This is a genomic window from Ignavibacteriota bacterium (assembly GCA_016716225.1).
Classification (GTDB): Bacteria; Bacteroidota; Ignavibacteria; order Ignavibacteriales; family Melioribacteraceae.
This window is the reverse complement of sequence record JADJWT010000001.1, coordinates 922,722-943,513: the sequence shown is the minus strand read 5'-3', so window position 1 is coordinate 943,513 and position 20,792 is coordinate 922,722. Positions and strand designations below refer to the sequence as shown.

The 20,792-nt window shown below is 28.9% G+C and carries 12 protein-coding genes and 1 pseudogene; 12 read left to right on the top strand and 1 reads right to left on the bottom strand.

Annotated elements, in window-relative coordinates; translation table 11 throughout:
* Positions 1-481: 481 nt before the first annotated feature.
* Both pruA and IPM32_03995 read left to right on the top strand, forming a co-directional pair.
* Complete coding sequence (pruA, locus tag IPM32_04000; protein MBK8944415.1) at positions 482-2,119, top strand: L-glutamate gamma-semialdehyde dehydrogenase; 1,638 nt, start codon at positions 482-484, stop codon at positions 2,117-2,119.
* Positions 2,120-2,258: 139 nt separating this feature from the next.
* Entirely contained in the window at positions 2,259-3,572 is a 1,314-nt protein-coding gene (locus tag IPM32_03995; protein MBK8944414.1) for a peptidase, read from the top strand.
* Positions 3,573-3,639: 67 nt separating this feature from the next.
* On the opposite strand, the gene IPM32_03990 is transcribed toward IPM32_03995, so the two are convergent.
* On the bottom strand, positions 3,640-5,265 hold the full coding sequence (locus tag IPM32_03990) for an alkaline phosphatase family protein (GenBank protein ID MBK8944413.1): 1,626 nt from the start codon (positions 5,263-5,265) through the stop codon (positions 3,640-3,642).
* A gap of 176 nt (positions 5,266-5,441) precedes the next feature.
* Between IPM32_03990 and IPM32_03985 the strand changes: the two are divergent.
* The 10 genes and pseudogenes from IPM32_03985 (at position 5,442) to IPM32_03940 (ending at position 20,775) form a co-directional block, all read left to right on the top strand.
* Positions 5,442-5,798 (top strand): annotated as a pseudogene (locus tag IPM32_03985) (cupin).
* Between the two features lie 409 nt (positions 5,799-6,207).
* Positions 6,208-6,687: a hypothetical protein gene (locus tag IPM32_03980; protein ID MBK8944412.1), complete on the top strand. Its 480-nt coding sequence runs from the start codon at positions 6,208-6,210 to the stop codon at positions 6,685-6,687.
* A 283-nt stretch (positions 6,688-6,970) separates the two neighbouring features.
* Positions 6,971-10,768, top strand: a complete 3,798-nt coding sequence (locus tag IPM32_03975) for a response regulator (GenBank protein ID MBK8944411.1) — start codon at positions 6,971-6,973, stop codon at positions 10,766-10,768.
* A 181-nt stretch (positions 10,769-10,949) separates the two neighbouring features.
* Entirely contained in the window at positions 10,950-11,390 is a 441-nt protein-coding gene (locus IPM32_03970) for a hypothetical protein (GenBank protein MBK8944410.1), read from the top strand.
* A 44-nt stretch (positions 11,391-11,434) separates the two neighbouring features.
* Positions 11,435-11,950 (top strand): hypothetical protein, encoded by a 516-nt coding sequence (locus tag IPM32_03965; protein MBK8944409.1) that lies wholly within the window; start codon positions 11,435-11,437, stop codon positions 11,948-11,950.
* A 54-nt stretch (positions 11,951-12,004) separates the two neighbouring features.
* Positions 12,005-12,433 (top strand): hypothetical protein, encoded by a 429-nt coding sequence (locus tag IPM32_03960; protein ID MBK8944408.1) that lies wholly within the window; start codon positions 12,005-12,007, stop codon positions 12,431-12,433.
* 32 nt (positions 12,434-12,465) lie between these two features.
* Complete coding sequence (locus tag IPM32_03955; GenBank protein MBK8944407.1) at positions 12,466-12,930, top strand: hypothetical protein; 465 nt, start codon at positions 12,466-12,468, stop codon at positions 12,928-12,930.
* A 105-nt stretch (positions 12,931-13,035) separates the two neighbouring features.
* A complete protein-coding gene (locus IPM32_03950) occupies positions 13,036-13,461 on the top strand; it encodes a hypothetical protein (GenBank protein MBK8944406.1) in 426 nt (141 codons plus the stop codon).
* 126 nt (positions 13,462-13,587) lie between these two features.
* Positions 13,588-17,334, top strand: a complete 3,747-nt coding sequence (locus IPM32_03945) for a hypothetical protein (protein ID MBK8944405.1) — start codon at positions 13,588-13,590, stop codon at positions 17,332-17,334.
* Positions 17,335-17,454: 120 nt separating this feature from the next.
* A complete protein-coding gene (locus IPM32_03940; protein ID MBK8944404.1) occupies positions 17,455-20,775 on the top strand; it encodes a GHKL domain-containing protein in 3,321 nt (1,106 codons plus the stop codon).
* Positions 20,776-20,792: the final 17 nt, after the last annotated feature.

Sequence of the window (20,792 nt, the reverse complement as noted above, 5' to 3'; positions counted from 1 at the left end):
TTAAAATTTTCAGTTGAAAAGTTGTCATAAATATTTATTTCAGATTTCTAAGTAATATTAATAAACACATCAAAATTTACACATTCATGAAAAATATTTTACTAAATATTTTTGAAAAATTTAATGTTCACAATGAAATTTAATATGAAAAGTAATATACTGAGAAAATAAAAAATGATTAAAATAATCCATTCAGAATTTAAATCCGGTTCAACTCCTTTGTAAATGTCTAATCCCGATAAAAAAGTTGGGATTGAATAAAATAACAGTATTGAGGATAAAATTTTTATGATTGAGCTCATCTTAACTCCAAATTAAGTTTTATTTATTTTTATTAGAAATTTATCACCTAGGTTTTAAAGAAGCTATTTTCACTTCTTAATAAAATCTCAATTCACCCATTTTACTTTTTGGTCTGCGTATAATTTCTTAGTTTTGATTATTAGAAAAATTATTAAATAAAAGTTTTAGGAGATGTGTAATGAGTAATGCTCAATTTAGAATTAATCTTCCGCAGAATGAACCGGTGAAGAATTATCTTCCAGGTTCACAAGAAAAAATTGAACTAAAGAAAAGAATTGAAGAATTAAAAAAACAAGTTATAGAAATTCCATTGATAATTGGTGGTAAGGAAATTAAAACCGGAAATATGGAAGATTGTATAATTCCTCACGATCACAAAACCGTAATTGGAAAATATCATAAAGCCGGAAAGAAAGAAGTTGAAATGGCAATAGATGCAGCGTTAAAAGCAAGAGAATCTTGGGCTTCTATGGATTGGCACGATAGAGCAGCAATATTTTTGAAAGCAGGAGATTTGCTAGCTTCTCCCTATTGGAGAAATACTTTAAATGCTTCAACAATGCTTTCACAAAGTAAAAATGCGTTTCAAGCAGAAATTGACTCAGCTTGTGAATTAATAGATTTCTTCAAATTTAATGCTTATTATGCTCAGCAAATTTATGAGCAGCAGCCGCCTCATTCACCAGCCGGGCAATGGAATAAAATGGAATACAGAGCTTTAGAAGGATTTGTATTTGCAGTTGCTCCGTTTAATTTTACATCAATTGCTGGAAATTTACCAACTTCGCCTGCTTTAATGGGAAACGTAGTTTTAATGAAACCAGCATCAAGCGCAGTTTATACAGGATACTGGTTAATGAAATTATTTGAAGCTGCTGGATTTCCTCCAGGAGTTATAAATTTTGTTCCCGGATCCGGAAGGCAAGTTGGTGATCCGGTTATGGATTCTCCTCATTTAGCTGGGATTCACTTTACTGGAAGCACTCCGGTATTTCAAAATATGTGGAAAACAATTGGCGAAAAAATTGCAAAGTATAAATCATATCCAAGAATTGTGGGTGAAACTGGCGGTAAGGATTTTATTTTTGTTCATAAAAGTGCAGATGTTAAAGAAGTTGGAACAGCATTAATTAGAGGTGCATTTGAATATCAAGGACAAAAATGTTCTGCAGCTTCTCGCGCTTACATTCCTCAATCAATGTGGAATTCATTAAAGAAATTTATAATTAGCGAATTGAAAACTGTAAAAATGGGTTCGCCGGAAGATTTTACAAATTTTATGAATGCAGTTATTGATAAAGGTGCATTTGATACAATTTCAGAATATATCAACTTTGCTAAAAAAGCTAAAGATGCGGAAATTATATCCGGAGGAAATTTTGATAATTCAAAAGGATATTTTATAGAACCAACAGTAATTGTTACGACAAATCCAAAGTTTAAAACAATGGAAGAAGAAATATTTGGTCCGGTTCTAACTATTTATGTTTATCCTACAAATAAATATGAACAAACTTTAGAACTTTGCAATCAAACTTCTCCATATGCATTAACCGGTGCAATTTTTGCAAAAGATAGAGAGGCGATAATTGTAGCAGATAAAATTTTAAAAAATGCTTCCGGAAATTTTTACATTAATGATAAACCTACCGGTGCTGTTGTTGGTCAACAGCCTTTTGGTGGCGCAAGAGCGAGCGGTACAAATGATAAAGCAGGAAGTTATCTAAATTTAATACGCTGGGTTTCACCAAGAGCAATAAAAGAGAATTTTATTCCACCAAAGGATTATAGATATCCTTTTATGCAAGAAGAATAAAAATGTGAAAGGGGACACGTAAAGATAAAATTAAAATGAATCGTTATTCCGGTTTCTGCATTTGTGGAAAACCGGAATCTTTTTTTGTTTTGCGAAAGAAAAATTTATTAACTCTTTAGAAAAAAACATAAGTCAACAAATGAGAAATAATATTTACAACATTGCAAAAATATTTATTCTTTTTATTTCAATAGATATACTTGCGCAAGAAGATGAAATTAAATCTGAACTACACAAAAGACTTTTGGAAATTCCGGAAATTAAATTTACTCAACTACAATCGGATAATCAGTTTGCGGAATCTTTTGAAATTTTTATCACTCAACCAGTTGACCATCTTAATCCCATAAATGGACCAAAATTTTCCCAGCGAATTTATTTACATCATACGGATTTTACCAAACCAATTGTTATTGAAACGGATGGATACGCAATAAATTCAGCACGAAAAACTGAATTGGCAAAAATTCTAAAGTGCAATGAACTAATAGTTGAACATAGATATTTTGGAGAATCGAAACCAGATAGTATAATTTGGAAGTATTTAAATACTGCGCAAGCTGCAGCAGATCATAACAGAATTGTTGAAATATTTAAAAATATTTACAAAGGAAAATGGATAAATACCGGAATTAGCAAAGGCGGACAAACTTCAATATTTTTCAAATATTATTATCCAAATGCTGTTGATGTTTGGGTTCCTTATGTTGCACCGCTTAATCTAGAGCAAGAGGATAATAGAATTCATAATTTTCTTGAAAATGTTGGAACCGAAGAATGCAGAAATAAAATTGAAGATTTTCAAAAATCATTATTAAAAAAACGCAATGAAATTTTACCGATGCTTGAAAATCATATGAAGGAAATGAATTATACTTTTCCTTTGGGATTAGAAAAAACTTTTGAATATTCTGTTATGGAATATTCATTTGCATTTTGGCAATGGGGAAATTTATCTTGCGATGATATTCCAATCTCTGAATCATCGCCGGAAGAACTTTTTAAACATCTTTATACTGCTTCTCCTTTTGATTATTTTGACGGAAAATCAATGAGCTATTTTCAACCGTTTTTCTATCAAGCATATACTGAAATTGGTTATTACAATTACGAAACAAGTGATTTTTCCAATCTCTTGGAAAGTGTAAATGAAGAATATGCAAGTAATATTTATTTTGCACCTCAGAATGTTGATTTGTCATTTGATAAAAAATTAATGCAGAATATTAATGATTACATTTTTAATCATGGAAATAATATGCTTTATATTTATGGAGAAAATGATCCATGGTCTGCAACCGGCGTAAATATTGGTCCAAATACAAACGCAGTTAAAATGATAAAAAAGGGCGGAGATCACAAAACCAGAATAAAAAGTTTTGAAGGTGAACAAAAAGAGAAAATTTATTCAACTTTAGAAAATTGGCTTGATCTAAAAATTGATAGAGAATAATTAAAAAAATAGAACTCAGATTACGCAGATTATTTATGATCTGTTAAGAAAAATATAAATACATAATTTATTTTTTCAATAAAGGAATTCCAATACAATCACTTGGTTGAGTAATTCCAATTAAATCACAAATAGTTGCAGCAATATCTTCAATATATACTTCATCATTTCTAGTTTCATATTTAATTTTATTTCCGTAGAAAATTAATGGAATGTGATTATCATAAATGTGTCGTGAGCCGTGTTGAGCTCCTTGTTTTTTTTCATATTCCAAATAATAAGATTTTAGAGAAAATAAAATATCACCCGATCTTTTTTTGTTATATCCATTTAGCAAATAATTATTTGTTGATCTTGAAGCTGTCATCTTATCAAGTTCAGATTTTGTAAAAACTTCTACTACTTCCGGAAAACTATCTAACATATAATTTTTAATTTCGTTTTCAATTTTTACATTATCTAATTTGAGTTTAGAAATTTCATCATGATTTAAATATAAATTTCTTGAAAATCTAGTTTTAATTAAATTTTTACTTCCGAAAACTTTTTCCAAATGATCTGTAAGTTTTTCAAAAAAGTTTGTATTTTCCAAAACACCCGCATCAAAATGCATATCTTTAAGATGTTGTGTATTTTCCATTCCGCCATGATCTGCAGTTAAGAAAAGCAGATAATTATTTTTTCCAACTTGTGAATCAAGCATATTTAATAATTCGGAAATCTGTTGATCTAATCTCAAATAAGTATCCATAACTTCATAAGATTGCACGCCGTAATCGTGACCAATTTTATCCGGAGATGAAAAACTAATTGCCAAATGATCAGTAAATTCACCTTTCCCAAGATTTTCATTTACTAAAATTTCTTTTGCAAAATCAATTAATATTTGATTTCCAAAAGGTGTGTGAGTAAGTTTTTGATATTTTTTTGATTGCTCAACATTTTTAAATGAATGCGGAAAAGAAGTTTTCCCTTCGTTAAAAACATCTTCTTCATAAACAGAATTATCATCCGGTAAATTTTTATAAACATCAGAAGGTTTATATAAATCCCATTCTTTTTCTAAGTATGAATCTATTTTTCCGGAATTATTAAAATTTGCCGCCCAATCCGGTAATCTCTTTAAATAATAGAATGAAGAAATAAATTTTCCGGCATTTTCATCAAACCAATAAGCTGCATCGGCACTTCTTCCAGCTGGCAGCATTGCACCGCGATCTTTAACCGAGAGACTGATAACTTTGGATTTACCAAAATTATTTAATTTTATTTGATCTCCAATTGTTGAGCTTAAAAGCTGTTCTGGAGAAAGTTCTTTGCTTATTCCTTCAACATACATTTTGTTTGTGGGACTTAAAGCCGTAACGCAATTTACATTTTCAAATGTTTTTCTGTCTTTCCAATCATTTGCGATTATTCCATGAAAATAAGGAACCGTTCCGGTATAGATTGAAGCATGTCCAGCGCCGGTTACAGTTGGAATATAATTAATTTTGCAGTTTGTAAAATTTGTTCCGTTATTTAATAATCTTTTAAAACCGGAATTTCCAAACTCATTATAAAATTTTTCCAAATAATCATACCGCATTTGATCAACGACAATACCAACAACAAGTTTGGGCTTTTTATCATTTTGCGAATAAGTAATTATTGAAAATAAAAAAATGTATATGATAATATTTTTGAGTTTCATAGCAATTCTATTTTGATTTTATTAAATGAAAAATAACTAATTTGAAACAAAGTTAAAGATCCTTTCCGGTATGAAATAAAATTTAACAATTATTTAAAATTTGATTTCACTCAAGCAGAAGAATTTTATTTTGATAATATTTTATTAAATTCCTTTTGAAAATAAAAAGGTTAAACATGCCAAAAATTATTAAATCGCCGTCAATCATTGAATCTGCCGGAAATAAACCAAAAATTATTAGAGAATATTTTGGAAGGGTTAATTCGCAAACCGAAGAAGTAAGCATTGCCAAAATGACAAGTCCAAAAGGTTGGATTGAGCCCGGACAAAAACCGGAATTTAATGAATATACTTTTGTTTTAAAGGGAATTTTAAAAGTTGAAACGGAAAATGAAATTTTTGAAGTTAAAGCCGGTGAAGCAATATTAACGGAAAAAGACGAATGGATCAGATACAGTACTCCATTTGAAGAAACCGAATATATTGCAATTTGTCTTCCAGCATTTTCACCCAATATGGTTCATAGAGATGATGAAGAAAAATTGGATAAAAATTTTAATTATGTAGAAGTTTTAAAAACATATAGTCAAGTAGATATTGCAATGATCAAAAGTCTTCTTGATGGAAATATAGATTATTATTTTCACGGTGAAAATTTTATGTCAATTCGTCCTTTATTAGAGCCCGCAATTCTTATGGTAAATGAAAATGATTTGGCAGATGTTAAAGAACTACTTAAAGATTTTGAACTGAATTTTATGGGAGTTAGTTTAAAGGAAGAAGATGAAGATAAGAATGAAGATGAATGATAATTTATCTCATGAAATTGATTAACAAATAGAATAATACTTACCTTAAATCCATTTTGATTTTTAATATTTAATTATACTTTTTGTAAAATATTTACTAATATTATTAGCACACATTGTCTTTTTATAATTTATGTCAGCAGAATTACGACCAAGAATAAAAATTATTTCTAAACTTAGTCAAACTGAAGTTATGGAAATAATAAAACAAAAAATTGAAGATCCAAATTCACCATGCAAAGGCTGGGCGAAAGAAGGTTATGCTGTAATTTGTGCACCTCAAAATGAAAAACATATTTGGACTCCTCAATTAAATCTCCAAATTGATGAAACCGAAAAAGGAACGGAAGTTCGCGGTGTAATTGGTCCAAGTGAAAGTATTTGGATGGCTTTTGCTGGCACTTTTTTCCTACTTGGATTAGCATCCTTTGTTTTTCTTTTTTGGGGACTTTCGCGTTTAAGTCTTGATTATTCCGCAGAAATTTTATGGCTTGTTCCAATTACAATAATTTTAATTCTCGGCGTTTATATGCTTGCAAGAATTGGGCAGCAACTAAGTAAAAATGAAGTTAAACAACTCAGAAAATTTGTTGAATCCGCATTTGTTGAATAAATATTTTTCCATTATGTATTTGTAAAATTAATTTAAAGTGCAAATTGCACAGAAAGGAAATTATTTTTTGGGGAAAATAATTTTCGAAAAGTTTTTTTATTATTTTCAAATACATTGCTTCTACTACGCAATTATTTTTCTCCTATTAATTAACATCAACTCCAACTATTCTCAAAATTTTAACTCAAGCAAAATTGGGCAGTTTTTTGTAAAAAATTTTAGTCCAAATGAATACAATTCTGGATTTCAAAACTGGTGTATTCTTCAAGATCAAAGAGGATTTATGTATTTTGGAAATGATTCGGGAATTCTTGAATATGATGGTACTTCTTGGAGATTAATAAAAACCAGCAACAATTCAATTGTCAGATCAATGTGTATGGATTCAAAAGGAAGAATTTATGTTGCTGCATCATCTGATTTTGGTTATTTAGATGCAGATTCAATTGGTCAACTTCAATTTGTTTCGCTTCGTAAAATTAGTTCAAACATTCCAAATTTTGGAGATGTTTGGGATGTTGCTGAAAATTCAAATGGAATTTATTTTAAGACCCAAGATCAAATTTTTCGTTTTCACAATAATAATATTACAATTATTGATTCCGTTTTTTCATACAGATTATATAAAGTTGGAGATGATATATTTGTTAGAAATAATGGAATCGGATTACAAAAAATAATTGGTAACTCAGTTAAATTTATTCCGGATGGCGAAAGTTTTGCAAGTATTGGAGTCTATGATATGATTCCTTTTAATGATAAAATTTTAATTACTACAAACACAAACGGATTATTTCTTTATAGCGGATATAATTTTACAAAATTCAAAACCGAAGCCGATCAATTTTTATTTAAAAATAAAATTTATAATGCGTGTAAACTTTTTAATGAAAATATTGCAATTGCAACTCAAAGAGGCGGAATTATTATAATTGACAAAAATGGAAAATTTATTCAGAATATTAATTCTAAAAACGGACTTAAAACAGATATTGTGTATGATGTTTTTCCCGATAAACAAGGAAGTTTATGGTTGGCAATGACAGACGGAATTGCAAGAATTGAAATTGATTCACCATTTAAAATTCTTCCAATTGAAAAAACCGGTAAAAATTATTTTTCATCAATTTATAGATTTAAAAATAAAATTTATGCTACAAATTCATTCGGACTTCTCCATTATGATGAAACTACTTTAACATTCAAAACATTTAAAGGAATTACTTCAAGCGGTTATAATTTTTTCTCATTTGGAAATTCACTTTTTGTTCTCACAATGGATGGAATTTCAAAAGTTAATGATGATAATACAATTGAAAAATTATTTGATTTAACTGCATCGGTTGGATGCAAATCAAATATCGATACGAATATTTTTTATGTAAACCATAGAGAAGGAATAAATATTTTAAAATACAAAAATGGCAGATTTCAACTTTTAATAAAACTACCTCAAGTTCCTTTTGAAATTGCAAATATTATTGAAGACGAAAATGGAAGTTTATGGCTAACAACTTATTACCAAGGTGCGATTCAAATTTCGTGCAAAGATACTTATTTATTTGATGCTGTTGATTCAACTAAAATAAATATAGATTATTATGATAACAACAAGGAACTTCCGGGAAATTTAGCATCAATATTATTAATTGATGAAAAACCTTTTTTTGCAACAGATAAAGGATTTTTCAATTTTGATGAAAAAACAAAAAGTTTTAATCCGGATTCAATTTTGGGTGCAGCTTTTACAAATTCAACACATTTAATAAAGTTTTATGAAGAAGACATAAATCATAACTTTTGGATTTTGGCAAAAACTGAAGATGGATTAAAATTTGGTAAAGCTATAAAACAAAACTCCAATAATTATTTGTGGACACCATCTCCGGAATTTCAAAGATTAGATTTAAGCAGAATTTTTACAATTTATTCGGATTACAATCCAATTGAAGAAAAAGAAATTTTATGGATAAGTTCGGATGAAGGTTTAATTCAGTATTCTCCGAAAAATAATAGATTTCTGAAAGATAAATTTGCAACATTTATCAGAAATGTAATTGTTAATCATGATTCATTAGTTCATGCCGGTACAAAAAATAAAAAAACTTCGAAAAAAAATATTTTTTCTTTTAGAAATAATGATTTGGTATTTCAATTTACTTCAACAAGTTTTGATAAACCTGAACAAAATGAATATCAATTTTTGCTTGAAGGATATGAAAAAAACTGGTCGGAATGGAGTAATGAAAATATAAAGGAATATACAAATCTTTCAAGCGGAGATTATACTTTTCGTGTTAAATCCAAAAATATTTATGGAAAAATTGGAACCGAAGATTCATATATTTTTTCAATTCTTCCTCCTTGGTATTTAACTTGGTGGTCATATCTTATTTATGCATTTATATTTTTGGGAATATTATTTCTTATTAGAAATTATGAGTTAAAACGAATTCGCAAAAAACATTCTTTGGAACTCGAATTAGCAGCTTTTGAAAAACTAAAAGAACTCGATCAGCTAAAATCTTACTTTTTTGCAAATATTTCTCATGAATTTAGAACTCCACTTACATTAGTTTTGGGACAAATAGAAAGTGTTCTTTCTTCAAATATTGAAACTAAGGAAAAAGGAAAACTTCACGTTGCAAATAGGAATGCACGAAGACTTTTAGATTTAATAAATCAGTTATTGGATTTATCAAAAATTGAAGCCGGAAGTATGAAACTTGAAGCAAAACAACATAATATTGTTTCTTTTCTAAAAAGTTTATTTTATTCATTTGAATCTATTGCAGAAACACATAAAATTAGTTTAAAATTCAAATCTGATTTAGAAAACATTCCAGTAATTTTTGATCCGGATAGAATGGAAAAAGTTTTCTATAATTTTATTTCGAATTCAATAAAATTTACAAAATCCGGTGGCGAAGTTTCGGTTAGTTTAAGTTTAAGAGGAAATTCTTTAGTTTTAATAAAAATTAAAGATAACGGAAAAGGAATTAGTAAAAAGCACTTACCTCATATTTTCGATCGATTTTATCAAGTTGAAGGTTCAAACACTCGCGAATTTGAAGGAACCGGAATTGGATTAGCTTTAGCAAATGAATTAATTCTACTTCATAACGGAAAAATTAATGTTGAAAGTGAAGAAAATTATTGGACGGAATTTACAATAGAACTTCCTATAGGCGATTTAAATTTGAAAAAAGAACAATTGGTCGATTTTTCCACAAAATTTATAAATCAAAATGATATTGAAATTCTTAAAGAAGGAAAAGTTGAAATAATTAATTCACAGATGGAAAATATTTCACAAAATAAAAATTCCGAAATTATTTTAATAGTTGATGATAATTCAGATGTGAGATCATATATAAAAGAGCAAATTGAAAATGAATATAAAATTTTTGAAGCATCAAATGGAGAAGAGGGAATTAAAAAAGCTGAAGCTGAAATTCCCGATTTAATAATTACAGATGTAATGATGCCCAAAATAGATGGTTATCAATTTTGTAAAAAAATTCGCAGTAATGATAAAACAAGCCATATTCCAATAATTATGTTGACAGCAAAAGCTGCTTTAGATGATAAAATAGAAGGTTTGGAAACCGGAATTGATGCTTATCTAACCAAACCATTTAGTGCTAAAGAATTGATTGTTAGAGTAAAAAATTTAATTTATCAGCGCAAACAATTAAGAAAGAAATTTAGTAAATCCACAATTCTAAAGCCTTCAGAAATCACAGAAATTTCTGTAGATCAAAAATTTTTGGAAAATGTATTAAAATTTATTGAATCCAATTTTAAAAATGAAAATTTTACAATTGAAGATATTGCATCTAAAGTAAATATGAGTATTTCGCAACTAAATAGAAAATTAAATGCACTAATTGATCAACCAGCTGGACAATTAATAAGATCACTTCGTTTGCAGAGAGCTGCGGATTTGTTAAAACATAATGTCGGAAATGTAGCAGAAATATGTTATATGGTCGGATTTAGCGATCAAGCATATTTTTCACGTTCATTCAAAAAACAATTTGGTTTTAGTCCATCAGAATATAAAAAAAGTACAGTATAAAAATTATTGCTTCATCATTTGAACTTAAATTCCTTTCCAAACAAAGATTTTTCTACAAAAAAAAACAATTTGAACAAATAATCCACACTTTTGCGTAAATAGTACAAGATATCCGTAATATTTCAAGCTACTTTTGTAATGAGTTTTCCAACATTCAACATGTAAGAATCGATAGAAAATTGTGAAATCAATTACAATCAATGGAATTTATAGCAATTTCGGAACAATTAAAATTGATCCTCAAAAATCAATTGAATGGAAAACAATTAGTAATGAAAATCCGCCAATTTTACCATTTGGCAGTAAAATAGAATTTGTTATCTCATATAATGAAAAAGATTATCTAAACGGAAATAATGGAATTGTTTGGGCGACTTATGATTTAAGACAAGCTGAGATAATTCAAAATACTTTAGTTGCTCAAAATATTAATTGTGAGATGAAAAATGAAAACCTATCTGAATTCGAAATGTTTTTAATCAAAATAGTAAATACTGAAGATATTAATGAAGCTGTAAATTTTATTTGGAAAAGTAATAGCGGTTTAAGACTTCTGCCGGACTGGAGTTATTCTTTTGGTGAAACAAATAAAAGTTTTGAGCAGTGGTTAAGCGGTAATTAAAATTCTTAAAATAAATATTTAGAAATAATACGAAAGGTACAATAATGAAATTAGTTAATTCAACTTTATTCATAATATTTGTAATCACAGCAATATTTTCCACTTTATCTGCACAAACCGATGAAAGAAAATTAGCCGAAATTATAATGTTTGGAAAACCTTTCTATAAACAAAATACTGAGTTTGAATGGGAATATTATGATGCAATAGCTGAGGAAAATAACTCAATTGAAAAGTTAGAAAACAAAGAATTGAGTTTGACATATCAAAATATAATTGGCAAAGAAATGATTATTGAATATGACCTATTTACCGTTGAAATAATGATCACAACTGATTCAACACTTTCTTGGAAGGATTCTAAAAGTAAAAAAATAAATAATGAAAAAACCAAAACAATTCATATTGATAATAAAACAATAATAAAATCTTGGGTAGAAGTTGATAGTACGTTAGTTGTTATGTTTGCAGATTTCTATCAAGGTGATACGCATTCCATTTTATATAAAAATGATGGAAATATTGAATTAGCAAATGGATCAATAAAACTTAAAGATTAGATGCAAAGATTAAACAAATTAAGAAAAAATCCAAAAAATAAAGGAGATAGTTCTATGAAACACATTCTTACAATCACTCTTTTTTTAATTATTTCAATTTCGAGTAAATCAACATTTGCCCAACAAACGGGAAATGCTTTTATAATTCAAAATCTTGAAGCAGCTTTCCCCGAAGATGGAAGCGCCACTGAATTTGATTCACTTACTCATCAATTTCAAACAAAGGTTTGGGATAAAAACCCATATGTAATTAGTCACAAAACTATAAGACATTGGTGGGGAAATAACAACCGAGACATATTAGAAATAACAGAAATAAAAACTTGGGAAGATATACCCAAAGCAATGCAGAAATTAGAAGAACTATTTAAAGAAAGCTGGACGACTAAAGAAGATCGAGAAAAATTTAACAAAGCTTATAATAAATATTTTACCGGAAAACACTCGGATGAAATTTACAGAGAAGTAAAATTTAGTAAATAGAAATTTTAATAAAATATCTTAAAGGAAATTAAATGAAAAAGAACATAATTATACTAAGCATATTTTTAATTGGAATTATAAGTAGTATAAATGGACAATCTTGGACTTCGGAGCAAAAAGAAGTTTGGGCTGGAGTAGAAAAATATTGGGAAGTTTCATCAAAGGGAGATGCACAAGGATTTCTGTCATATTTTGATGAAAGTTATATTGGGTGGAGCTATCAAATAGTTGTTCCTCAAAATAAATCTAATACTTCTAAATGGATAACAAATGAATTTAAAAATAATACTACTGTACTATATACTTTAACTCCAGTAACTGTTTGGGTTAAAGGTGATTTTGCATTTGCCAATTATTTTTATTCACAAATAGAAAAAAATAATCAAACCGGAAAGGAAGAGCCAACAGCTGGAAAATGGACAGATATATTGATGAAAAAAGACGGTAAATGGTTTTTAGTCGGAGATCATGGCGGAAGAACATCTAAAACACAATAATGTTGAACTAAATTTTGTTAAAAATTCTTAATCGTAATTAATTAAATATTTCACAAAGAGGAAAAAATGAAAAAAATAAAAATCTTAACTCTACTATCGTTAATCATGATTCTATTCTCCGTTAGTTTATTCGGACAAGAGCATTATACAGAGGGCAATGTACGTGTTGTAAGTTTTTATAGAACAAAACCTGGGCAGTTTGATAACTACATGAAATATCTTCGCACTCACTTTTTACCAGTTCAGGAAGAAGCAAAAAAGCAAGGATTACTTGAAGGTTATTATATTCTTCTAAATACACCATCAAGTCCTGAAGATTGGGATATTGCATTTGCAGCATTGTACAAGAATTTTGGTGTTGCACTTGATTATAACCAAGCCGACGAGGATAAAATGGATAAAATAAGTGAAATGCATTATAAAACTTCCGATCAAGAAAAAATGCGTGAAATGACAGATATGCGGTTTGATATGAGAACTTATATCGGAACAAAATATTTCCGTGATATAACTCTTAAACCATTGAAATAATTTTGAGCAAATAAATTTATTACTTAATAAAGATGTCATTTTACTTTGAGGTGACATCTTAATTTTTTTCTACAAAAAAACAATTACTGTAAACTTCCAATCAAATTTATAGAACTTGAGAAGTAAATGATTATTAAGAAACGTTATTTACTAAATTTAATACTAATTATTATTCCGTTATTCTTAACATCATTCGGTCAAAATGAAAGTAACAAATTATATTTAATTGCACAACCTTTTCTAAAATATTACAGCCCTAAAGAATACAAATCAAATCCGGCGAATTGGAGTATTGTTCAAGATAATAGGGGCGTAATGTATTTTGGAAATAATGAAGGCGTTCTGGAATTTGATGGTGCTTCGTGGCGCAATATAAAAACTCCGCGATCGCAAATAGTTAGAGCAATAGTTAAAGATAATAATGGCAAAATATATCTTACTGCCGGTACTGATATTGGTTTTCTTGAACCCGACTCAATAGGAAAAATGAAGTTCAAATCTTTGTTAAAATCATTCGGAAATCAATATCAACAAAATGATGAGATTTGGGATGTTGCAGTAAACTCAGAAGGTGTCTTTTTCAAAACTAAAAATAAAATTTATAGATGGGATAATAATAAAATTACATCTTGGGATTCAGTTTATGCATTCAGATTATATAATATTGATGATAAAATATATTCAAGAAATCAAGATGTTGGATTAATGAAAATTGAGGGTGATTCATTAAGATTAATTTCTAATGGAGATTATTTTTCATCAATCGGTGTTTTTGATATGCTTCTTTTTACTGATGAAAATTCAAATCAAAGTAATAAAATTCTTATAACAACAAATTTTAACGGAATTTTCATTTATGATGGAAAAACCGTATCGAACTTCAAAACAAGTGTTGATGAATATTTAATTAATAACCAAATCTATAATGCTTGCATTCTTAAAAACGGAGCAATAGCTTTTGCAACACAACGTGGTGGAGTAGTAGTTGTAAGTAACAAAGGTGAATTAATCAAAATAATTAATCAAAACTCCGAACTTCCGACAAATGTTGTGTTTGATGTTTATTCGGATTTTGACGATGGATTATGGATAGCTGCAGATAATGGAATTGCACTTTGTGAAATTAATGCTCCATTCTATTTTATTTCTCCTAAATATTTTTTCAATACCTCAATTAATTCTGTTGTGAATTTTAAAGATAGAATATATGCTTCAAACAGTATGGGCATAATGTATTTTAATAATAAGAACGCAGCTTTTGAACTTGTAAATGGCAGCAACAAACCTGGCAATTCATTTTATATTGATAATGGTAATCTTTTGGCTAGTACAAATATGGGACTTGCAATAGTTGATAAAGAAAAGTTTTCCAAAATGTTAACAGAAAATGATTCATATAAATTAGTACAATCCAAATACTTTCCTAATCGAATTTATATTTGTCACAGAACCGGTATTTCAATTCTTCAAAAAAACAGTAATGGAAAATATAAAATTTTGCTAACGCCAATTGTTGATGAAGAAATATACTCGCTTGTTGAAGATAATAAAAACAGTCTATGGCTTAGGAGTGTTCATGGAAAAATAATACATATTACCGGTGATTTTGAAAATTTAGCAACTGATTCCGACGTAAAATTAATTTACAAATATTTTGATGATAAAACCGGCTTCCAAGTTGATTCTTGGGAAATATATGACATTAACAATAAAATGATCTTAACGACAAATCGAGGAACATTTACGTATTCGGAAATTACTAAAAAATTTATTCCAGATACAACACTTGGCAGAACATTATCAAATTCAACAACGACAATTCAGTATATAAAAAATGGTTTAGAAAATAATTTATGGGTGGTCGCTGAAATAAATGGCGAATTGGAAATGGGAAAAGCCATTCCGGATAAAATAAATAAATATGTTTGGAAGCCGGAACCAGAGCTCAAAGGCATTGATCTGAATTCCATTATTGAAATATATTCTGATTATGACTCAACCTCAAACAAAGAAATATTATGGATAAGTAATGACGAAGGATTGATAATTTATGATCCTTCTCTGCATCGAAATATTAATTATAAATTCAAAACATTAATACGTAAAGTACAGATTAATAATGATTCACTTATTTATAACGGAACGCATAGTAAATTACACGAAAATAATATTCTTCCATTTTCAAAAAATAATGTAACCTTTGAAGTTTCAGCACTGAGTTTCGAAAAATCCGAATTTAATGAATATCAATATTTTCTTGAAGGTAATGATGAGAATTGGTCTAATTGGACTAATGAAACAAAGAAAGTATATACAAATCTTTCAAATGGCAATTACAATTTTCATGTTCGATCTAAAAATATTTACGGAAAAATTGGACAGGAAGATTTATTCGCTTTCAAAATATTAGCGCCTTGGTATTTAACTTGGTGGGCATTTCTTATTTATACTTTCATTATAGCATTGGGAATTTTTATTGTTGATAGAATCCAACGTAAAAGGCTGATAAATATTGAACGTAATAAAGCAAAATTACGTGAAGCTGATCTCATTAAAAAACAAGCTGAAGAGCTTGAAACTGTTGATAAGTTAGTGCGCGTTATTAATATTGCTGAAGATCTTGAAACATTGTTCAATTCACTGCTTGAGCAAACCGTTAGGTTTATTCCTCAGGCAGAGAAAGCAGCGGTATTCTTGCTTGACCATAAAGACAATCAATTTCATGTTGCTTTTACAACTGGGTATCAGGTAAATGATTTGGAAAAAATAACATTCTTTCCTGAAGATTTGAAAAAAAGATACTCTGATAATTCTGAGGAAATTGAAAAAGGTATTTACATTATTAGCAACACAGATAATTTATTCGGTGATGAAAGACTCTCAGCATTTAGTAAAGCAAAGTCAATGCTTGCAATGGCAGTAGAGTGGGATAATAGTTTAGAGGCTTACGTGGTATTTGACAGTTTCGCTGATAAAAATGCATTTAATCCCTCAACTGCAAGAATACTTAATAAATTCCGTGAGCATGCCGTATCTGCAATTTCGAAGGCACAGTTAATAAAAACTCTTCAGGAAAAAAATGAAGAGATTATCAAAACGCAGGAGCAGCTTGTAACGCAGCAGAAACTTGCATCATTAGGTGCATTAACGGCAGGCATTGCACATGAAATAAAAAATCCTTTAAACTTTGTAAATAACTTTTCTGAAATTAGTCAAGAACTACTTGAAGAAATGAAGTTAGAATTGGAAAATGACAATAAAGGTGAAGCTTTATCAATAGCAGATGTTTTAATGCAAAATCTTGATAAAATAAATCAGCATGGAAAACGTGCAGATTCCATAGTCAAAGGAATGTTAATGCATTCAAGAGGATCATCAGGAGAAAAAACTTTAACTGATATAAATGATTTGCTAGATCAATATGTTAATCTTGCTTATCACGGAATGAGGGCACAAAACAAAGAATTTAACATTACAATAGAAAAAAATTATGATGAAAAGTTGGAAAAGATAAATGTAATTCCACAGGATATCAGCAGAGTTTTTTTGAATATTATTAACAATGCCTGTTATGCAGCTTATGATAAAAAGAAAAAGAACAAAGAAGATTTCTCTCCAATGTTAAAAGTTATAACAAAGAATTTAAAGGATAAAGTTGAAATTAGAATAGGTGATAACGGAAATGGAATACCTGCTGATATTTTAGATAAAATCTTCCAACCCTTCTTCACTACCAAACCAACCGGAGAAGGAACAGGATTAGGATTATCACTTAGTTATGATATTGTAAAAAAAGTACACGATGGCGAGCTTGGCGTAAAAACAAAGCAAGGCGAAGGCACAGAGTTTAAAATTCATTTACCTTTAGAATAAAATAACATTAAGAATATAAAATTCAATGAGCTCAAGTCATCGTGAAAATTAAGATTTATCGGTAACAGAAATATTTGATAATAAAAAGATTAGAAATAATAAATAGTGAGTTTAAGCAATTTGATATCCAAAAAATATATCGTAATAATTTGGCTTATAATATCTCAACTTTATAGCCAACAAATAAAAGATAAGTTTACTCATTTTACAGAACAGGACGGACTTTCTTCTAATGTTGTAAGATGTATAATGCAAGATCATCTTGGCTACATCTGGATTGGAACCTCTAATGGAGTTACGAGATATGACGGTTATGAATTTAAGAATTTTACAGTTGTACCAACGGATACAAATTTTTTACAGGAACCGTTAACTACTTCATTATATGAAGATTCAAAAGGAAATATATGGATCGGTTCTGTAGGAGGAGTTACAAAATATGATCGGAACCAAAATTCTTTTAGACTATTTAGCTTTTCTAATTTTTCACAAAAATATCAAAGACTGTTTGCAATTTTTGATATGGTGGAAACTACGGATGGGAATATTTTATGTTGTACTATTGATTTTCATTATTCGAATATAAAAAACAGTTTATTTTTAATTGATACAAAATCCAATTCAGTAAAGGAAATTCAACCGGTTAATGATGATTCAACAAAAGCTATTGCTCAAATCTCAGTACTTGGGAACGATAAGTATTTGATTTCAGGTGAAAAAGGAATTGCAGAATATGACTATGGCAAAAATTATGTTAAATGGTATCCGTTGAAAGAGCGGACCCTTGTAATATCTTTTTTACAAGATGATAATGATAATTTATGGTTGGGCACTTATTATAATGGACTTATTTATTATAATGTTAAAGACAGTACTTATAAAGATTTTTCAGTATTTAATAAATATTTGAATGAAAATAAATCCTTAGATATTAATAAAATAACCTATGATCAGAAAAAAAATCTCTATTTAGCAACTAATTATGGATTGATGTATTTTAATATTAAAACAAAAGAATTATCGGTTTCTGAAGTAAATCCGCAAAACAACTCAGCGTTACATTCACCCAATACTAATGATGTCATATTAGATAATTCAGGATCAATTTGGATAGCAAATGGTGATGCCGGAATTAGCAAATACGATATTGTAAAAAATAATTTCCAATCATACACCGGAAAAGTTGACGATAATAATAGTATATCACCAGGATGGGTTAGTACAATATTCGAATATAAAGAAAATGAAATATGGCTTAAAAGTGATAGAGCAACCATAGTAAAATTTAATCCTAATGAAGGAACATTTAAGAGAGAGGTACTTCCAAAAAATTTTGAAATATTCAATATCATAAAAACATCAAAAGGTAAAATTCTTTTGGGAGGAAGCAATGGATTCTATGAAGTTGATCCGATTAAGTGGAAATTTGAAAAATTAAGATTACCCATAGATATGGGTAATAATTTGGTATTTACTGCTTTAGAGGTAAATAACAATGCAATTTGGTTCGGAACAGCTACTGGACTTAATATATACAATGAATTAAATGAAACAACAACTAATATAAATTTTGAGGTTTTAGGGATTGGTGATGCTACAAGTAATTCAGTTACAGTTTTAACTAAAGGTAAAGATGGCAACATTTGGATTGGAACAAATAATGGTTTATTTAAATATGAAGTTAACACCAAATTGTATTCAAGAATTGGATTTTCAAAAGATGCTTCAAACTCTTTAACAACTCAAGATGTAAATTCGTTATATATCGATAAAGATAATACCGTATGGATTGGAACATGGTTAGGAGGTTTAAATAAATACAATCAAAAAACCGGATCAATAGAATCATTTACTCAAAAAGATGGATTACCATCACATTCTGTGCAGGGAATCTTAGCGGATGAAGAAAATGGTTATTTATGGTTAAGTACATTTGATGGAATTTCGAGATTTGATTTGAAGAAAAAAAAATTCAGCAATTTTGGTGTTGTTGATGGAATTCATTCAAACCAATTTGCAGATGGTTCTGCATTAAAGACATCAAATGGTTTATTTATTTTTGGAGGATCAAATGGGATTACGGTTTTTAATCCTAATGAAATACAGAATAACCTTATTCCTCCCAAAATTTCAATTACTGATTTAAAATTATTTGGTAAATCGATTAAACCAGGCAAAAACTCTTTACTTAGAAAACCAATTTATGAAATACAGAATTTGACTTTAAACTATGACGAAAATGATATTGAATTCGATTATTTCGCCGCACATTTTGTTGATCCTAAGAAAAATCAATTTGCATATAAATTAGAAAATTATGAAGATGACTGGAGATATGTTGGTAATCAAAGAAGTGCAATTTATCCTAATCTTCCGCATGGCGAGTATGTTTTTCATCTAAAAGCTTCTAACAATAATGAAGTTTGGAATGAAGAAGGAGTTACACTAAATCTTAAAATTCTACCGCCTTGGTGGCAGACTTGGTGGGCGTATACTTTTTATTTTTTAGGATTCATAGGAATACTTGGAGGAGTTAGAAGGTTTGAGCTTGATAGAAGAAAAGAAATAGAAAATAAAAAGTTACTTCAACTTGAAAATGATAGGAAGACAAAAGATCTTGAACAGGCGAAAGAAATTGAAAAAGCATATACAGAACTTAAAACCACACAGGCACAACTTATACATTCCGAAAAAATGGCATCGCTTGGAGAACTTACTGCCGGTATAGCACACGAAATAAAAAATCCTTTAAACTTTGTTAATAACTTTTCGGAAGTGAGCAATGATCTAATTGCAGAAATGCTTGAAGAATTTGAAAAAGAGAACAAAACGGAAGTAAAAGCAATTGCTGAGACTCTAAAACAAAATATTGAGAAAATTAATCATCATGGAAAACGTGCAGACTCAATTGTTAAGAGTATGCTTTTGCATTCTAGAGGAACTTCAGGAGAAAAAACTTTAACGAATATAAATGTACTTCTTGAACAGGATGTTAATCTTGCTTACCATGGTATGCGAGCACTGAATAAAGAATTTAACATTACCATTGAAAAAGATTATGATGAATTACTTCAGAAAATAAATGTTGTGCCGCAAGATATAAGTCGAGTATTCTTAAATATAGTTAACAATGCATGTTATGCAGCAAATCAGAAAAAATTAAAAGTTGGTAAAGATTTTTCGCCAATTCTAAAAGTTTCAACAAAAAATGTAAGTAACAAAGTTGTGATAATAATAAGAGATAATGGCGATGGAATTCCACTCAAGTTTCAAGACAAATTATTTAATCCATTTTTTACAACTAAGCCAACTGGAGAAGGCACGGGGCTTGGACTTTCACTTAGTTATGATATAATAGTTAAAGAACATTCCGGTGAAATTAGTTTTGTGTCCGAAGAAAATAATTACACGGAGTTTATAATAACTTTACCTAATAAATAAAATAAACGAATTTAATT

What these genes read in the sequence shown, in the direction of transcription:
- IPM32_03980 (MBK8944412.1), top strand. Translation starts at nt 6,208, where the DNA reads ATGTCAGCAGAATTACGACCAAGAATAAAAATTATTTCTAAACTTAGT.
- pruA (MBK8944415.1), top strand. Translation starts at nt 482, where the DNA reads ATGAGTAATGCTCAATTTAGAATTAATCTTCCGCAGAATGAACCGGTG.
- IPM32_03945 (MBK8944405.1), top strand. Translation starts at nt 13,588, where the DNA reads ATGATTATTAAGAAACGTTATTTACTAAATTTAATACTAATTATTATT.
- IPM32_03965 (MBK8944409.1), top strand. Translation starts at nt 11,435, where the DNA reads ATGAAATTAGTTAATTCAACTTTATTCATAATATTTGTAATCACAGCA.
- IPM32_03955 (MBK8944407.1), top strand. Translation starts at nt 12,466, where the DNA reads ATGAAAAAGAACATAATTATACTAAGCATATTTTTAATTGGAATTATA.
- IPM32_03995 (MBK8944414.1), top strand. Translation starts at nt 2,259, where the DNA reads ATGAGAAATAATATTTACAACATTGCAAAAATATTTATTCTTTTTATT.
- IPM32_03960 (MBK8944408.1), top strand. Translation starts at nt 12,005, where the DNA reads ATGAAACACATTCTTACAATCACTCTTTTTTTAATTATTTCAATTTCG.
- IPM32_03950 (MBK8944406.1), top strand. Translation starts at nt 13,036, where the DNA reads ATGATTCTATTCTCCGTTAGTTTATTCGGACAAGAGCATTATACAGAG.
- IPM32_03990 (MBK8944413.1), bottom strand. Translation starts at nt 5,265, where the DNA reads ATGAAACTCAAAAATATTATCATATACATTTTTTTATTTTCAATAATT.
- IPM32_03975 (MBK8944411.1), top strand. Translation starts at nt 6,971, where the DNA reads ATGTATTTTGGAAATGATTCGGGAATTCTTGAATATGATGGTACTTCT.